Consider the following 16,403-nt stretch of genomic DNA (forward strand, 5'->3'; position numbering starts at 1 on the left):
CGGGTTCTCGTGACGCGACGGGGAACCTCAGGTGCCGAGCGCGGCGAGCAGGGTGCGAACGTCCGGCGACGACTCCAGCAGCGCCGCCACGTGCGCCTTCGTGCCCCGCAGCGGGTCGCGCATCGGCACGCGCTGGAGCGTCGGCGCGCCGGGCACGTCGAACACGACGGAGTCCCAGCTGGCGGCCGACACGTGCGCACCGAACCGGGCGATCGTCTGGCCGCGGAAGTACGCGCGGGTGTCCTCGGGCGGGTCGGTCACGGCCGCGCGCACGGCCTCCTCGGCGACGAGCCGCTCGACCGCGTCGGCCCCGACGAGCCGGTGGTAGAGCCCGCGCTCCGGGCGCACGTCGGACCACTGCAGGTCGACGGCGGCGAGCCGGGGGTGGTCCCAGTCGAGGTGGTCGCGCCGGCGCAGGCCCTCGAGCAGGCGCATCTTGGCGAGCCACTCGACCTCGCGGGCGCAGGACGCCGGGTCACCCCCGAGCCGGTCCAGCAGCGACCCCCACCGGGCGAGCACGTCGGCGGTCTGGGCGTCGACACCGCCCGCCTCCGGGCCGACCCCGCGACCGAGGGCGGTGCGGATCGCCGTGAGGTACTCGCGCTGCACCTCGATCGCGGTGAGCCGGCGGCCGTCCGCGAGCTTCAGCCGCGCGGTCAGCGCGAGGTCGTGGCTGACGGTGTGCACGGCCGCGACCGGGTCGGCCAGCGCGAGCCGGTCCAGGGTCGCCCCGAGGTCCTTGGCGCGGCCGTCGGCGACCCGCTCGATCAGCCACAGCACCAGCGAGGTGGTGCCGAGCTTGAGGTAGGTCGCGACCTCGAGCAGGTTCGCGTCGCCGATGATCACGTGCAGCCGCCGCCAGCGGTCGGGGTCGGCGTGCGGCTCGTCGCGGGTGTTGACGATGGGGCGGCGCAGGGTGGTCTCGAGGCCGACCTCGGCCTCCATGTAGTCGGCCCGCTGGGACAGCTGGAACCCGGCCTCCTCCCCGCGCTGCCCGAGCCCGACGCGGCCGGCGCCGGTGAACACCTGCCGGGTCACGAGGAACGGCGTGAGCCGCGACGCGAGGTCGGTGAACGGCACGGCGCGGTCGACCAGGAAGTTCTCGTGGGTGCCGTAGGTGGCGCCCTTGCCGTCGACGTTGTTCTTGTACAGCGCGACGTCGGGCAGCGCCGGCGTCGAGGCGAGGGCCCGGACCGACGCGAGCATCACCAGCTCCCCCGCCCGGTCCCACCGCACCGCGTCGAGCGGGTTGGTGACCTCCGGAGACGAGTACTCCGGGTGCGCGTGGTCCACGTACAGCCGGGCGCCGTTGGTGAGGATGACGTTGGCCGCGCCGGGGTCCTCGTACTCCTCGACCAGCGACCGGGCCACCTCCTGCGGGCCGTCGCGGCCGGGCCCGTCCTGCCCGTCCTGCCCGTCCTGCCCGTCCTGCCCGTCCGGCGCGGCGTCGCCGGACGGCGCCGGACTGGCCGGGTCGTCGGTCAGCAGCGACGGGTGCGCCGACGCGCGCTGCAGGTGGAACCCACGCGCGTCCTGCAGCGGGTCCTCGTCGTCGTAGTCCCAGCGGGCCTTGACGCGGCCACCCTGCCGGGCCGCTGCGTGCACGGCGACGACGTGGCTGGACAGCAGCATCGGGTTCGCGGTGGGGCGTCCCGGCTGCAGCACGCCGTACTCGGTCTCGATCCCCATCACGCGGCGCACGGTCACCCCGTCACCCTACGGCGCGGCACGTCGACATCTCGGCTACGCCGGCTCCGGCGGCGCGATGTGCCAACCACACAAATGTCACAATTGCTATCAATTTCGCGCGAGCAGGCCCGCAGTTCGCGGATTCAGTTCCGATGCAGCCGCAATTGAGGACTAATGTCCCGCACGCGGAGGACCGTTCGTGCATAGCGTCCTTCAGACGAGCGGGTGACACGCATGAGCGCCCCCGCCGGAGTGAGGAGATGCGCAATGGGTAACCCGCAGATGGCCGCGCTCGAGCTCGACGGCTCGGCGGTCGAGCTGGCCGACCAGGACGACCTCTGGTTCTTCATCACCAACGGCAAGGGCGGCTGGATCGCCGGTTCCTGACCGACCGAGCCGACACCTGGGGCGTCGCCACGGCGGCGCCCCAGATCACCCGAGAACCCGGAGAGGTGACGCGTGCCGTCCGTCTCGATCACGATCGGCGCGAACTGCAACGCTCGGTGCGCGCACTGCTGTTTCAGCTGCGGTCCGAAGTCGCACGAGTCGCTCGGCGACGCGCGCATCACCGAGCTGGTCGCGGAGGCCCTCGTCAACGACGACGTGACGGAGATCGGCCTCAGCGGCGGCGAAGCGCTCCTGCGACGGGAGTTCGTCCTCTCCCTGATCCGCACGATCCACAGCGCCGGCAAACGAGCGACCCTCGTGACCAACGGCTTCTGGGGGCAGACCGAGAACAAGGCCCGCGACGAGTTGCGCACGCTGCGCGACGCCGGGCTCAGTTCGATGACCATCAGCTACGACGACTTTCACGCCGCGTTCATCCCACCGCGGAGAATCGCCAACATCTTGAACGCGAACAAGCGCGTGAACCTTCCGTGCATCGTGAACATCGCCGTGACACGGGCGCGCGACGGGAACGCTCTGATCGCGGAGCTGGGAAACTCCACTCTCCGGACACGCATGACGAAGTTCCCCGTGCTCCCCGTCGGTGCCGGCGCGGGACTACCACCGGGCGACATCATCCGTGACTTCACCGCCTCCGATGCGCTGCGGTGCCCGGGGTTCGAACCGGTGTTCCACTTCGACGGCAAGGTGTATCCGTGCTGCTCGCCGGCAGTGTTCGACTCGGCTCTCTCCCTGGGCGACGCGTCCGCCCTCACGATCGCCGACGCGCAGCGCAAGATCCGCTCGAACGCCCTTCTGGGAGTCATCCGGCGCGTCGGTTTCGAGCGGCTTCTCGCTGCCGGACGCGAGACGGGAGTCATCGACCTCGACCCGAGGACCCCGCTTGTCGACGCGTGCGATCTGTGTCGCAGCCTGTTCGCCGACGCCGCGTCGATCACCCGTCTGACGCCCCTGATCATCGCGCTGTACGCCGATCTGACCTCGAAAGAGGAGCCCGTGAAGACCGCGCACCCGTCCCCCGCTCCCGCGCCATGAACCGGTACAGCCGCTACGAGGACTCCGACGTCGAGATCCTGCAGGGCGGTGGGCGCGCCGTCGTCAAGCGAAAGGGAGCGCGCTCGTACCACGAGGTCAGCTCAGCCACGCTGCCGCAGGATCTTCGGTGGGAGCCTGCGCTCCCGGGAGTGTCGCGCCGGTTCGCGACCGCCTACTTCGTCATCCTGGGCGTGCTCCTGCCCTCCCACATCGCGTTCGCCCTCGCTCTCACGCCGGATTACTCCACCGACGTGACAGGCGCCAGCTGGTGGCTGCTCGGCGGCTACACGCTTGCCCAGCTGCTGATCCACGAGGCTGGCCACATCGTGGCGTTCCGTGCGCTCGGCCGGCGCCCGGACAAGGTCGGCGTGAAGCTCAACTACGCCGTCTTTCCCGCCGTCTACGTACGCATGAACGACACGCACATGCTGCTGCGCGACGAGAAGCTCGTCGTCCACACCGCCGGCCTGGTCGCGAACAGCATCCTCGGGTGGCTCGTCCTCGCGGGCAACAAGGTGATTCTCCGCTCGGACACGATGGACCTCGCCGTCAGCATCTTCGGCGTGGGTCTGCTGATGAACGCACTGCCCGTGCTCAAGTCCGACGGCCACAAAGCGTTGATGGCGCTGCTGCAGATCAACGTGCGCAAGCAGTTCTCGCGCAACGGGCGTCTCGTCAGGCTGCTCCACATCGCCAGCTGGTGCCTGGCGATCGTGATGACTGCGCGCACCGCGTCGCTCCTGCTTCCCGGCTGACGCACCGCCTTCCTTCGACGATGGAGAACCTGATGTCATCCCTGCGCGTGGAACACCTCTCAGTCACCCTGGGGCGTCGTCAGGTGCTCGACGACGTGTCCTTCGCTACCGCCGCCAGGGGGCAGGTCGTCGGCCTGTTCGGCGCCAACGGCGCGGGCAAGTCCACTCTGATGCGCTGCCTCGTCGGCCTGATCGGTCGGTGCTCCGGCACCATCACGCTTCCGGCAGGTCCTGTCTCCTACATGCCGGACCGGCCGTACCTGTACGGCTTCCTGCGCGTCAGCGAGTGCCTCGACCTGTTCGCGTCGCGCTACCGCGACTTCTCGGTCGCGCGGGCCGACGACATCGTCGACCGGCTCGGAATCGACCGCACTCGCCGCGTCAACGAGCTCTCGAAGGGCATGTCCGAGCAGCTGCATCTCGCGCTGACCTTTTCGCGGGCCGCTTCGCTGTACGTCCTCGACGAACCCCTGGCGGCGGTCGACCCGTACACGCGGGACGTGCTGCTCGGCATCATCCAGGAGGTGCGGGGCGACGGTTCGGTGACCGTCATCAGCACGCACATCATCGACGAGGTCGAGCAGCTGTTCGACGAGGTCGTCATGATCTCCGACGGCCGCCTCCTGCTGCACGACCGGGTGGCGGACGTCCGCGCGCGTTCGGGCCTCTCCCTGCAGGACACCTTCAAGAAGGAGATGACGTCACGATGAGCGCCGACGTCCGAGTGCAGCTCCGGAGGTACCGAGGTGCTTTCGCCGGCGCGGCCGCCCTTCTGGTGGCCGGCGGATCCGCGAGCCTCGTCTGGCACGACGTCGAGCTCGTCGCGATCGTGTGGTCGCTCGTCCAGATGCTCGTGTGGTGCTTCGTGGTGGCCTACGTCGCCCACGAGATCTTCCGCCATCTCCACGACGGCGACGACTACCTCCTCCAGTCCGCTCCACTAGGACCGCGGCGGTCGGTCATGCTCCGGGCGGTGGTGTTCTTCGTCTACCTGACCGGGCTGTTCCTGATCGGCCTCGTCGTGTGGCGATCGAGCCTCGCCCTGGAGAGCATCGGGGTGTCGGTCGGGGGGCTGGGCTACTACATCGTCACCCGAGTGGTCTCGATCGCCGCCTTCCTCGCGCTGATATGCGCACTCGTCGTCGCTGCCAAGTCCGTTCGTCGCCGCTTCCCCGCGCTGGTCGCAGTCTTCGTCATCTTCTTCGCCGTGGTGATCGCGCTGGCGACCGTCGTCGTCACCACGGTCCAGGCCCACGATCCGGGCGCGGCGTGGGGCCTCGGCGTCGACACGACCTTCCATGGGATCAACCAGTACGTCACGATCCTGCCGCTCATCGTGCGCCCGTCCGGGCCCTTCCCTATCGAGAGCACCTTCTACCCGCTGACCCTCTGGCTGAACGTGGGTGTCGGTACGCTCTCCCTCGGGCTCTGGTACGTGCTCGGTCGACGTCGGCACAACTTCATCTGAGCACCTCGGGTCCCGTCGCGGTGCACGCACCGGGACCCGAGGGCCGCCGTTGTCGGACTCAGGTCGTCAGCCGCGGTGCGGCCAAGGTCAGCCGTCCGAGCCCGGGCGCGTGCCCGGAGCCCGGCCGCCGCCCCCGCCGCCGCCCATGCCCCCGCCCGTGCCGCCGGTGTGCTCGCCCGCGGTGACGGTCGTGACCTCGGTGCCGCCGGTCGCGTCACCGCCGGTGGTGTACCCGGCGTACGCGTCGCCGGAGGCCGTCGCGCCGGAGACGACCGTGTACTCGGCGCCCGACGTGAGGCCGGCCGCCGAGATCTCGAGCGAGGTGATGTCCTTGGCCGGCGTGAACGTCGCGACGACCGCACCGTCCGCGTCCACCAGGGCCAGCGTCGTGCCCGCCGCCTGGGTCGCGCCGAACGTCACCGACACCCAGCCCTGGCCGTCGGTGCCGGGCGCCGTCGCCATGCCGGACGAGCCGGCGGCGACCAGCGTGCCGCCGGTGACGGACGGGGTGCTGTCGGCGTCGATCGCGCCGTTGCCGGCGTCCTCGGGGCCGTTCACGACGACGGTGCCGCCGCTCATGGTCAGCGTGCCGTTGGCGTCGAGCCCGTCCCCGCCGGCGTCGACGCTCACCGTGCCGCCGGTGATCGTCAGGCTCGCGGTGCCGGTCGTCTCCCCGCCGGGTCCGCCCCAGTCGCCCTGCGCGTCCTCGGTGGACCCGGTGGCGCTGCTGGCGGCGTTGAGTCCGTCGTCCGCGGCCACCACGGCGACGTCGCCGCCGGCCAGGGTGATCGCCTCGGCCTCGAGGCCCTCGTAGGAGGTCAGCACGTCGACGGTGCCGCCCGTGATGTCGAGGGTCGCGTCGGCGTGCACGCCGTCGTCCCCGGAGGACAGCGTCAGCTCGCCGTCGGTCACGGACACGATGCCGTTCGCGTGCACGGCGTCGTCGGAGGAGTCGACGGTCACGGTGCCGCCGCCGACCACCACCGACGCGGAGCCCTTGAGCCCCTTCGTCGAGACCTCGTCGGAGGGCGCCGACCCGCTGCCGTCGCCCGCGGCGACGTCGAGCGTGCCGCCCGTGACGACGACGTCGGTCGCCGCGTCCACGCCGTCGCCGGCCGCGGTCACGGTGACGTCGCCGCCCTCGACGACCACGAACCCCGCCGTGGTGTCCTCGGTGTCGTCGGCCTTGAGGCCGTCGCCGCCCGCGGTGACCGCGAGGGTGCCGCCGGTCACGACCAGGTAGTCCTTGCCGCGGATCCCGTCGTCGACGGCGTCGACGGTGATCGTCCCGCTCTCGATCACCAGGCCGTCCTTGGACGTGATCCCGTCGTTCGCGTTGCCGGTGACGGTGAGGGCTCCGTCGCCGGTGATCGTGAGGTCGGCGGCGCTGAACAGGGCGGCGTTCGGCTCGTCCTCGCCGTCGGGGTAGGTGTACGTGGTGGCGTCGGTGAGGGTGTTCACGGAGCCGTCGGCCAGCTCGACGACCGCAGACGCGGCGCTGCTGATCACCAGCGGGGCGCTGGTCGAGGACGTGACGTCCACGCCGTCCAGCACCAGGTGCACGACCGCGTCACCGGCGTCCACGACGACCTGGCCGTCGTCGAGCGTGCCCGTGATCGTGTAGGTGCCGCCGGCGGAGATGGTGACCACGGAGCCGTCGACGGTCACGCCGTCGGCGTCCGTGGTCGCGGTGTCGCCGTCGAGCGTGATGGTGCCGGTGGCGGTGCCGGCGTCCGCGACCTGGTGCACCTCGGCGTTCGCGGCGAGCACCTCCTCGGCGGTGGCGCCGGCGGCGACGTCGGACACGACGGTGGACTCCGTCGTGCTCGCGTCGGTGCCGGGGTCGGCGACGGCGTCGGCGGTGCAGCCGGCGAGCAGCAGGCTGAGCAGGACGGCAGGGACCGCGATGACGCGGCGGGGTCGGCGCACGGGAGCTCCAGGTGGTTCGGTCGGACGGGGTCGGGGGCCGCCGGTCAGGCGGCGAGGGTCCGGCGCAGGGTGCGGCGCCAGGGCCGCCCGCCGAGCGTCGGGTCGAGCACCACCAGGCCGGTGGCGTACTTCGAGATCCGGCTGGGCCGGTGGCCGAGCGCCCACAGCGCGCGGTCGGCGCTGGACGCCCCGGCGACGCTCTTGGTCTCGACGACGGCGTGTGCGGGGACTCCTGCGGCGGCGGCGTGCTCGCCGGGGCCACGCCACTCGAGGCCGGTGTCGATCGTGGTGCGGGCACCGTCGGGGAGGTAGAGGGTCCGGCGGTCGTACTGCGTCGTGAGCGTCGGGCCGAGGGGCAGCACGTCGTCCGTCCCGGGCAGCTCGACGCCCTGCTGCCCGAGGACGTCGACGACGAACCCGAGCGCGTCGCCGACGTCGGTCCGGGCGTCGGGGTCGTGCTCGCGGCGCACCTTCACCGTGGTGCCGCGCGGGCCGCGGGTCTTGACCTCGAGCCAGCAGCCGCCGGTGTCCCGGTAGGTGCGGGTGCGGACCTTGTAGCGGCGCCGCCGCCGGCCGGCGGCCAGGTGGAAGGCGTCCAGGTCGGGGGTGTCGAAGTACACGGACTCGTAGCCGAACGTGTCCCGGTCGTCGATCACCAGGCGACGGGTGCCGTCGGGCAGCGCGGCGAGCAGGCCGGGCAGGGCGCCGAGCGGGAGCACGTACTTGCGGTCGACCCGTGTCTGCAGGGCCGCGGTCTCCTGCAGCTCGGCGAGACCGATGGCGGGCAGGTGCGTCAGGTCGGCCGTCACCGCGTCGCCCCGGACAGCTCGACCGCGCGGTCGCCGCGCACGACCAGCAGCTCCTCCGCCGCACGTCCGCGGGGCAGCTCGGCGTACCGGACGTCGACGACCGTCGTGTCGTCCACCAGGTCCAGCCGCTGCACCGTCGCGCCGTGCACACGCGCACCGAGCAGCTGCTCCAGGTGCGCGACCAGCGCGGCGTGGTCGCCGAACGCGCGGTCCACCACGACGACCTGCTGCCGGTAGCCCCGCAGCAGCCGCGGGTGGTCGCCGACGTACAGCGCGACGAGGACCAGCGCCATCAGCGCCGGAGCGAGCACGCCCAGGCTGCTGCCGAGCCCGCCGATCAGGCCGAGCGCCAGCGCCGCGAAGTAGTACGCCACCTCGCGCTGGTCGATCTCGGAGGACCGGAGCCGGATGATCGACAGCACGCCGAACAGGCCCAGCCCGAGGCCGGCGCCGACCGTGCTGCTGGACAGCGCCCCGGCGACGGCGAGGACGCCGACGTTCACGCCGAGGAACGCGACCACGAGGTCGCGCCGGCGGTGCCGGGGGAAGTAGAGGACGAAGGTCAGCACGCCGATGGCGACGAGGTCGGCGGCGAACAGGACGGCGGCAGGCATGGGCACCTCGCGGGTCGGGGGATGAACGCCCGGTGAACCGGGTGCCTCCATCAAGCCGCGAGGTGCTGTGCCGTCCCTGTGCGGGGACTCGGTGGCGTGTGTGGGTCTACAGGTACTGCCCCGTGCTCTGCACGTTCTCGATCCGGCGCGAGGCCTCCTCGCCCTTCTTGTCCTGGACGATCGTGCGGATGAACACGATGCGCTCCCCCTTCTTGCCGGAGATGCGCGCCCAGTCGTCGGGGTTGGTGGTGTTCGGCAGGTCCTCGTTCTCCTTGAACTCGTCCACGCACGCGGTCAGCAGGTGCTCGACCCGCAGGCCGCGCTGCCCGGTCGCGAGGAGGTCCTTGATCGCGGACTTCTTCGCGCGGTCGACGACGTTCTGGATCATCGCGCCGGAGTTGAAGTCCTTGAAGTAGAGGACCTCCTTGTCGCCGCTGGCGTAGGTGACCTCGAGGAACCGGTTCTCGTCGTCCTCGGAGTACATCCGCTCGACGGAGCGGGAGATCATCGCGTCCACCGCGGCGGCCTTGGACCCGTGGTGCTCGGCGAGGTCGTCGGCGTGGATCGGCAGGTCGGCGGTCAGGTACTTGGCGAAGATCTCGCGCGCGCCCTCGGCGTCCGGCCGCTCGATCTTGATCTTCACGTCGAGGCGGCCGGGCCGCAGGATCGCGGGGTCGATCATGTCCTCGCGGTTGGAGGCACCGATCACGATGACGTTCTCGAGCCGCTCGACGCCGTCGATCTCGGCCAGCAGCTGCGGCACGATCGTCGTCTCGACGTCGCTGGACACGCCGGTGCCGCGGGTGCGGAACAGCGACTCCATCTCGTCGAAGAACACGACCACGGGGTGCCCCTGCGACGCCTTCTCCCGCGCCCGGGCGAAGATCAGCCGGATGTGCCGCTCGGTCTCCCCCACGTACTTGTTGAGCAGCTCCGGGCCCTTGACGTTGAGGAAGTACGACTTCGCCTCCGCGACCTCCTCGCCCCGCGCGCGCGCCGACGTCGCGGCCAGCGAGTGCGCGACGGCCTTGGCGATCAGCGTCTTGCCGCACCCGGGCGGGCCGTACAGCAGGACGCCCTTGGGCGGCTTGAGGCCGTGCTCGCGGAACAGGTCCGGGTGCAGGAACGGCAGCTCGACGGCGTCGCGGATCGCCTCGATCTGCGGGCCGAGGCCGCCGATGTCGGTGTAGTCGATGTCCGGCACCTCCTCGAGCACGAGGTCCTCGACCTCCGCCCGCGGCACCCGCTCGAACACGAAGCCGCTGCGCGCCTCGACCGTCAGCGCGTCGCCGACCCGGACGGAGCCGTCGAGCACCTGGCCCGCGAGCCGGACGACCCGCTCCTCGTCGCCGCGGCCGACGACGAGCGCACGGTCCCGGCCGATCAGCTCCTTGACGGTGACCAGCTCGCCCACCTGCTCGTAGCCGCCGACCTCGACGACCGTGAGCGCCTCGTTGAGCATGACCTCCTGGCCGGGCCGCAGCCGGTGCGGGTCGACCGCCGGGCTCACGCCGACGTGCATCTTCCGGCCCGCGGCGATCACGTCCACGGTGCCGTCCCCGCGCGCGGCGAGGAACGTGGCGAACGTGCCCGGGGGCTTGGCGAGGTCGTCGATCTGGCGCTTCAGCTCGATGATCTGGTCACGGGCGGCCACGAGCGCGTCGGACATGCGCTCGTTCTTCGCGGCCAGGAGCGCGAGCTCGCGCTGCAGGTCGCGTGCTGTCGGTTCCGTCATCGCGGTACCTCCGATCGCGGGTCGACCTCACGGCGCTGTGGGGCTGTCGTGGTGCGACCCTAACCACACGTGTCAATCGCACGCGCGCGGCCACGCCGGTGCGTGGCGGCGCGCGTGGCGGCGTGCGTGCCGGCTCAGTCCTGCTCGGGGGCCTGCCCGACGTCGCGGCGGACCCGGCGGACCTTCTTGTCGGACACCGCGCGCTCGCCCAGGGCCTCCGGCGTCCACTCGGCGTCGGGCACCTCCTGGAAGGACCTGCTGGTCACGACGTCGCCGACCTCGTCCACCAGCGCGGCGTCCCCGGCCTCGCCCGGCTGGGAGCCCTTCGCCGGCCGGCGCTTGCGCAGGGGCGGCAGCACGCCGTCGGCCAGGCGGCGCGTGGTGAGCAGGAAGCCGGTGTGGCCGATCATCCGGTGCTGCGGGCGCACGGCCAGGCCCTCGAGGTGCCAGCCGCGCACCATCGACTCCCACGCCTGCGGCTCGGTGTACCGGCCGTCCGCCCGGAGGTCCTCGGCGAGCCGGGACAGCTGCGTGGCGGTCGCGACATAGGCGATGAGGACGCCGCCGGGCGCCAGGGCGGTGGCGACGGCGTCGAGGTTCTCCCACGGCGCGAGCATGTCGAGCACCACCCGGTCCACCTGGCCCGGCTCCTCGGCGACCGGCAGCACGTCGGACAGGTCGCCGATCGACAGCCGCCACGCGGGGTGCGGCCCGCCGAAGAACGTCTCGACGTTGCCGCGGGCGATCGCGGCGAAGTCGTCGCGGCGCTCGATGGAGTGCAGCCGGCCGCCGTCGCCGACGGCGCGCAGCAGCGACATGGTCAGCGCGCCGGAGCCCACGCCGGCCTCGACGACGCGGGCGCCGGGGTAGATGTCGGCCATCGCGACGATCTGGCCGGCGTCCTTCGGGTAGACCACGGCCGCGCCGCGGGGCATCGACAGCGTGTAGTCGCTCAGCAGCGGGCGCAGCGCGAGGTACTGCACGCCGCCGTTGCTGGTCACCGTGGTGCCCTCGGGGGCGTCGATGAGCTCCTCGTGGCGGAAGTAGCCCTTGTGCGTGTGGAACGTGGCCCCGGGCGCCAGCGTGATCGTGTGCAGGCGGCCGCGCGGGTCGGTGAGCTGGACGCGCTCCCCCACCCGGAACGGTCCGCGGCGCTGGGCGGCGCCGGTCGGGACGCGCTCGGCGTCGGTGGCGGGTGCGGGCGTCTCGTCGGTCACGGGGGTCGAGTCTAGGAGCGCAGCGCCGCGGCGACGTCCGCGGACCGCACCAGGGCGACCACCCGGCCGTCCGCGACGGCCACGACGACGGGCGCCGTGGGGGCCGCGGCGGCGATGGCCCGCACCAGGTCGGCGCCGCGCAGGCGGGCGTCGACCACGGCGCCCGCGGGCAGCCCGACCGCGACCGCGGTGAGCGGGACGTGCGCGCGGTCGTGCACCGGCACGGCCGCCGCGGCCTGCGGGTCGACGTAGGCCGCGGGCCGCCCGTCCGGGCTCAGCAGCACGACCGCGTCGGCGCCGGCCCGGCCGCGCGCGGCGTCGGCCTCGGCCAGCACCGCCGTCGCCGGCACCCCCACCGCACGGATGCCGACGGAGCCCACGTGCAGGGCGTCGACGGCCCGGGAGGCCTGCGCCGCCCTGATCGCCTGGCCCGCGCCGGACCAGAGGAACGCGCCGACGACCGCCGCCCAGCCGACCGCGAACAGGCTCGGGCGCTGGCCGTTCAGCAGCGGCCACAGCAGCACCCACGCGACGAACCCCACGGCGACGACCCGGCCGACCCAGCCCGCGACCAGCGTGCCCCGGCGGCGGTCCCCCGTCGCGGCCCAGATGATCGACTCCAGCACCTGACCGCCGTCCATGGGCAGCCCCGGCACCAGGTTGAACAGGCCGACGAACGCGTTGGAGTACGCGCCGGCGTACAGGACCAGCGCGGCGACGCCGGTCGGGTCGACGGCTTGCCCGGCGAGCCACATCGCGCCGGCGAGCACCAGGTTCGCGATCGGGCCGACGACCGCGACCAGCCCCTCCGTGAGCGGGGTGATCCGCCCGCCGAACGCCGTGTGGCCGCCGATCAGCGTCAGGGCGAACTCGTGGACGCGCAGCCCGCGAGCCCGCGCGGTGAGGCCGTGCGCGAGCTCGTGCACCAGCACGGAGAGCAGCAGCACGGCCGCCAGCACCAGGGCGACGGCGATCGTGGAGCCCGCGCCGAGCCACGGGGCGCGGATCCGCACGGACGGCGTGAACACCAGGGCGAACAGCCCCACCGTCAGCAGGCTGCTGGGCGCCAGGACGACCGGCGCACCCACCACTCGACCGACGACCCAGCCCCGCGTTCGCTCTGCCACGCGGTCAGGCTACGGGTCCGGCCTGTCGGTGGTGGCACCTAGGCTCGTCGTGTGACGACCACCGACCCGCAGCTCCTCGCCCCCGTGTCCGTCGACGGCGCCGACGCCGGCGACGTCGAGGCGCCGGTCGAGCCCCGCGTGCCCGGGCTGTCGCCGTCGCGGGCCAACGACTTCCAGCAGTGCCCGCTGCTGTTCCGCCTGCGGGTGATCGACAAGCGGCCCGAGCCGCCGAGCCTGGCCGCCGCCCGCGGCACGATGGTGCACACCGTCCTGGAGCGGCTGTACGACCTGCCGCTCGGGCAGCGCACCCCGGCCGCCGCGCACGCGCTGCTGCCCGAGGCCTGGGACCGGCTGCTGGAGCGCTCACCCGAGGTCGTCACGCTGTTCGCCACCGACGACGAGCGCGAGGCGTGGATCGGCAGCGCCCGGCTGCTGCTCGACACCTACTTCACCCTCGAGGACCCCAACCGGCTGCAGCCGGGCGACCGCGAGCTCGCCGTCCGGACGCTGATGGAGGACGGGCCGCAGCTGCGCGGCATCGTCGACCGGCTCGACGTGGCGCCCGACGGCGCGCTGCGGGTCGTCGACTACAAGACCGGCAAGTCGCCCAACCCCGGGTTCGAGGGGTCGGCGCTGTTCCAGATGCGGTTCTACGCCTACGTCCTGTGGCGCGAGCGCGGGGTGCTCCCCAAGCTGCTGCAGCTGGTCTACCTGGGCGACGGGCAGATCCTCCGGCACGCGCCCTCCGAGGCGGAGATGCACACGCTCGAGCTGCGGCTGCGGTCGCTGTGGGGGCAGATCGAGGAGGCCGCCCGCACCGGCGAGTGGCGGCCGCGGCGGTCCCGGCTGTGCGACTGGTGCGCGCACCAGGCCGTGTGCCCGGCCTTCGGCGGCACCCCGCCGGAGCTGCCCGAGGGCGCGGTGGAGCGGGCGATCGGCGTGACGCCGGTGGCGCAGGCCTCCTGACCCGCGGCGGTCGGCCGAGCCGGCCGGGCGGTCAGCCGAGCAGGTCGAGCACCGCACCGCCGTGGATCCGACCGAGGTCCTCGATCGTCACGTCGGCGAGCGACCGGGTGGCGCTCAGCTCGGCGATGTCGGGCAGCTCGCGGAACACCTCGACGGCGAGCACCCGGGCGCCCGACGCGACGCCGGCGGTGATCCCCGCGGGCGAGTCCTCCACGACGACGCAGTCGGCGATGTCCACGCCGAGGCGCTCGGCCGCCAGGAGGTAGGGCTGCGGGTCCGGCTTCGGGCGGTCGACCTCGTCTCCCGCGACGACGGTGGCGAACACGCCCGCCACGGCGGCGAACGGGTCGGCGAGCTCACGGTAGGACGAGGTCACGAGCGCCTGCGGCACGCCGGCCTCGGCCAGCGCCAGCAGCAGCTCGCGGCCACCGGGCTGCCAGGGCGTGCGCTCGGCCACGGCGACCGCGACCCGCTGGTTGAGGAAGTCGACGATCTCGTCGACCGACAGGCCGACCCCGCGCCCCTGCAGGATCGCGCCGGAGACCTTCATCGGGTTCCCGACGAGCGTGAGCCCGTCCTCGTGCGTCCAGGTGCCGCCCCAGGACTCGACCAGCTCGGTCTCGGCGGCCATCCACAGCGGCTCGGTGTTGACGAGCGTGCCGTCCATGTCCCAGAGGACGGCGGCGGGCAGGGCGGTCTCGGGCTGGGGCGTGCTGGCGTCGGTCACGGCGTGCGGCTCCTGGGTGTGCGGGAAGGGGTCCGCGCACGACGCTACCCGGCCGGGGTGAACGCGGGGTGTCCGCCCACGTCCCGGGCGCCCGCCGTCGCTCCGTGCGCCCGGGACGCCGCGGGTCAGCTCGGGTCGCCGGCCGCGGGGACGTCGCCGACCGCGGGAGCCGGCGCGGCGACGCCCTGCGCCTCGAGCCACGCGAGGACCTGCTCGGCGACCGCCGCCCAGCCGGAGTCGACGGTCAGCGAGTGCCCGCGGTCCGCCAGCTGCAGGAGGTCGGTGGTGGCCCCGGAGTCGCGGTACAGCCGGTAGGTCGCGCGGGTGACGACGTCGGGCACGGTGTGGTCCTGCTGCCCGGAGATCAGCAGGAGCGGGCCGCGGGTCGGGTTCCGGGTGTCGACGGCGGCCGGCGACGTGCGGGAGAGGTTGGCGGCCGCGGCCTCGAACAGCGGACGTGCCGGCGACGGGATCGTGTGCGCCTCGAACAGCGCGTCGGACTCCGCCGCGCTCAGCGCGTTCCCGAAGCCGTACCGGAACTGCTTCGCGGTGAGGGCGACCGACCGGCGCCGGTTGGCGGGGTTGCCGAGCGCGGGGAACCCCGAGCGCAGCTGCGCGAGCGGCAGCGGCCGCACCCCCTTGATCTGGGCGGGGTCGATGGCGACGGCGGCCCGGGCGAGGCCCGACCCGAGCAGCCGCTGGGCGATCAGGCCGCCGAACGAGTGCCCGATCACGACGGGCGGCGCGTCGAGCCCGCGGATGATCGCCGCGTAGTGCTCCACCACGGCGTCGATGCCGATGTCGGCGACCGCGGCCGGGTCCTGCCGCGCGGCGGCGACGGTGGGCGGCTCGGAGGGCCAGCCCGGCGCGACGGCGTCGTAGCCGCGCTCCTCGAGCAGCGTGACCCAGGGGGCCCACGAGGTGGCGTGCAGCCACAGGCCGTGGACGAGGACGACCGGCGTTCGGGCAGGACTCACGATGTCTCCCTGTGGTGCCGCTAGAGGGTGGTGACGAGGCCTCCGTCGATGGTGAAGTCGGCCCCCGTGACGTTCCCGGCCCGGGCGCTCGCGAGCAGGACGATCAGGTCCGCGACCTCCTGGGGCTCGGTGAAGCGGCCCGTGACGGCGTCGCGCGCCGCCTGCTGCTGCACCGCGTCCGCGTCGCCGGCGCCGGACGCGGCCAGCGTCTGCGCGACGCCGCCCTCACCCAGCCACAGCGCCGTGGACACGGGGCCCGGGCTGACGGTGTTGACCCGGATCCCGGACGGGCCGAGCTCCTTGGACAGCGCCTTGGAGAAGCTGGCCAGCGCGGCCTTCGCGGCGCTGTAGTCGATGACCAGCGGGTCCGGCAGCACCGCGTTGACGGAGCAGGTCGTCACGATCGTCCCGCCGCCGCGGGCGAGCAGGTGCGGCACCGCGGCGCGGGTGGTCCGGACGGCGGCGAGGAAGTTGACCGCGAAGGTGGCCGCCCAGTCGTCGTCGGTGACCGAGAGGAAGCCGTCGGGCCGCGGCCGGACGGCACCCACGTTGTTCACCAGCACGTCGATCCCGCCGTGCAGCGCCACGGCCTCCGCCACCAGCAGGTCGGGACCCGCGGGGTCCGCCAGGTCGACGGGCACCGCGTGCAGCGGCCGCCCCTCGGCCAGCTCCCCGAGCGCGCCGTCGACGGTCCGCGCGCCCGCCACGACGGCGGCGCCGTCGGCGAGCAGCGCAGCGGTGACGGCCAGGCCGATGCCCTTGCTGGCGCCGGTCACGACCGCCACCTTGCCGCGGAGCTCGAGGTCCATGTGCGCAGGGCTCCATCCGGGCGGCGAGCGGGAGACGAACTCTTCTGCGTGCTAGCCGGAACGTAGACCCGCCGCCGGGCGCCCGGCAAGGACCAGGGCGGACGCCGGCCTCCGCCGGTCCGGGGCGCGGGAGCCGCG

Annotated in this window: 15 protein-coding genes; 5 read left to right on the forward strand and 10 right to left on the reverse strand. The window is 73.2% G+C overall.

All coding sequences use genetic code 11. The features are described 5' to 3' along the window. Positions 1-27: 27 nt before the first annotated feature. Complete coding sequence (gene dop, locus ACWPWW_RS02845) at positions 28-1,707, reverse strand: depupylase/deamidase Dop (RefSeq protein WP_454048831.1); 1,680 nt, start codon at positions 1,705-1,707, stop codon at positions 28-30. A gap of 441 nt (positions 1,708-2,148) precedes the next feature. On the opposite strand from dop, the gene ACWPWW_RS02850 reads away from it, so the two are divergent. From ACWPWW_RS02850 to ACWPWW_RS02865, 4 genes are read left to right on the forward strand one after another with little or no spacing between them, the layout of a single operon-like run. Further along, positions 2,149-3,132 (forward strand): radical SAM protein, encoded by a 984-nt coding sequence (locus ACWPWW_RS02850; RefSeq protein ID WP_454048832.1) that lies wholly within the window; start codon positions 2,149-2,151, stop codon positions 3,130-3,132. After that, entirely contained in the window at positions 3,129-3,887 is a 759-nt protein-coding gene (locus ACWPWW_RS02855; protein WP_454048833.1) for a hypothetical protein, read from the forward strand. Before ACWPWW_RS02850 ends, ACWPWW_RS02855 begins: the two co-directional genes overlap by 4 nt. Before the next feature lie 20 nt (positions 3,888-3,907). Beyond that, complete coding sequence (locus tag ACWPWW_RS02860) at positions 3,908-4,597, forward strand: ABC transporter ATP-binding protein (RefSeq protein ID WP_454048834.1); 690 nt, start codon at positions 3,908-3,910, stop codon at positions 4,595-4,597. After that, positions 4,594-5,355: a hypothetical protein gene (locus ACWPWW_RS02865; protein WP_454048835.1), complete on the forward strand. Its 762-nt coding sequence runs from the start codon at positions 4,594-4,596 to the stop codon at positions 5,353-5,355. Before ACWPWW_RS02860 ends, ACWPWW_RS02865 begins: the two co-directional genes overlap by 4 nt. A gap of 87 nt (positions 5,356-5,442) precedes the next feature. Here the strand turns inward: ACWPWW_RS02865 and ACWPWW_RS02870 are convergent, their stop codons facing one another. The 6 genes from ACWPWW_RS02870 to ACWPWW_RS02895 all read right to left on the reverse strand — a co-directional run bounded on the left by ACWPWW_RS02870 (position 5,443) and on the right by ACWPWW_RS02895 (position 12,786). Continuing rightward, positions 5,443-7,284 carry a carbohydrate-binding domain-containing protein gene (locus ACWPWW_RS02870; RefSeq protein ID WP_454048836.1) on the reverse strand — a complete coding sequence of 614 codons (1,842 nt, stop codon included), beginning with the start codon at positions 7,282-7,284 and terminating at the stop codon, positions 5,443-5,445. A 44-nt stretch (positions 7,285-7,328) separates the two neighbouring features. Continuing rightward, entirely contained in the window at positions 7,329-8,093 is a 765-nt protein-coding gene (locus tag ACWPWW_RS02875; RefSeq protein ID WP_454048837.1) for a VTC domain-containing protein, read from the reverse strand. Then, positions 8,090-8,707 carry a DUF4956 domain-containing protein gene (locus ACWPWW_RS02880; protein ID WP_454048838.1) on the reverse strand — a complete coding sequence of 206 codons (618 nt, stop codon included), beginning with the start codon at positions 8,705-8,707 and terminating at the stop codon, positions 8,090-8,092. Before ACWPWW_RS02880 ends, ACWPWW_RS02875 begins: the two co-directional genes overlap by 4 nt. A 106-nt stretch (positions 8,708-8,813) precedes the next feature. Next, the gene (gene arc, locus ACWPWW_RS02885; protein ID WP_454048839.1) at positions 8,814-10,442 is read right to left on the reverse strand and encodes a proteasome ATPase; all 1,629 of its coding nucleotides are present in this window, start codon (positions 10,440-10,442) and stop codon (positions 8,814-8,816) included. Between the two features lie 134 nt (positions 10,443-10,576). Continuing rightward, complete coding sequence (locus ACWPWW_RS02890; protein WP_454048840.1) at positions 10,577-11,659, reverse strand: tRNA (adenine-N1)-methyltransferase; 1,083 nt, start codon at positions 11,657-11,659, stop codon at positions 10,577-10,579. Positions 11,660-11,670: 11 nt separating this feature from the next. Next, positions 11,671-12,786 (reverse strand): site-2 protease family protein, encoded by a 1,116-nt coding sequence (locus tag ACWPWW_RS02895; protein ID WP_454048841.1) that lies wholly within the window; start codon positions 12,784-12,786, stop codon positions 11,671-11,673. A gap of 51 nt (positions 12,787-12,837) precedes the next feature. On the opposite strand from ACWPWW_RS02895, the gene ACWPWW_RS02900 reads away from it, so the two are divergent. After that, positions 12,838-13,752: a RecB family exonuclease gene (locus ACWPWW_RS02900; RefSeq protein WP_454048842.1), complete on the forward strand. Its 915-nt coding sequence runs from the start codon at positions 12,838-12,840 to the stop codon at positions 13,750-13,752. A gap of 31 nt (positions 13,753-13,783) precedes the next feature. Here the strand turns inward: ACWPWW_RS02900 and ACWPWW_RS02905 are convergent, their stop codons facing one another. From ACWPWW_RS02905 to ACWPWW_RS02915, 3 genes are all read right to left on the reverse strand, one after another. Then, on the reverse strand, positions 13,784-14,479 hold the full coding sequence (locus tag ACWPWW_RS02905) for an HAD family hydrolase (RefSeq protein WP_454048843.1): 696 nt from the start codon (positions 14,477-14,479) through the stop codon (positions 13,784-13,786). A gap of 125 nt (positions 14,480-14,604) precedes the next feature. Then, the gene (locus tag ACWPWW_RS02910) at positions 14,605-15,456 is read right to left on the reverse strand and encodes an alpha/beta hydrolase (protein WP_454048844.1); all 852 of its coding nucleotides are present in this window, start codon (positions 15,454-15,456) and stop codon (positions 14,605-14,607) included. A gap of 20 nt (positions 15,457-15,476) precedes the next feature. After that, entirely contained in the window at positions 15,477-16,265 is a 789-nt protein-coding gene (locus ACWPWW_RS02915; RefSeq protein WP_454048845.1) for an SDR family NAD(P)-dependent oxidoreductase, read from the reverse strand. Positions 16,266-16,403 lie beyond the last annotated feature (138 nt).

The sequence above is a fragment of the Cellulomonas sp. Marseille-Q8402 genome (genome assembly GCF_965119525.1).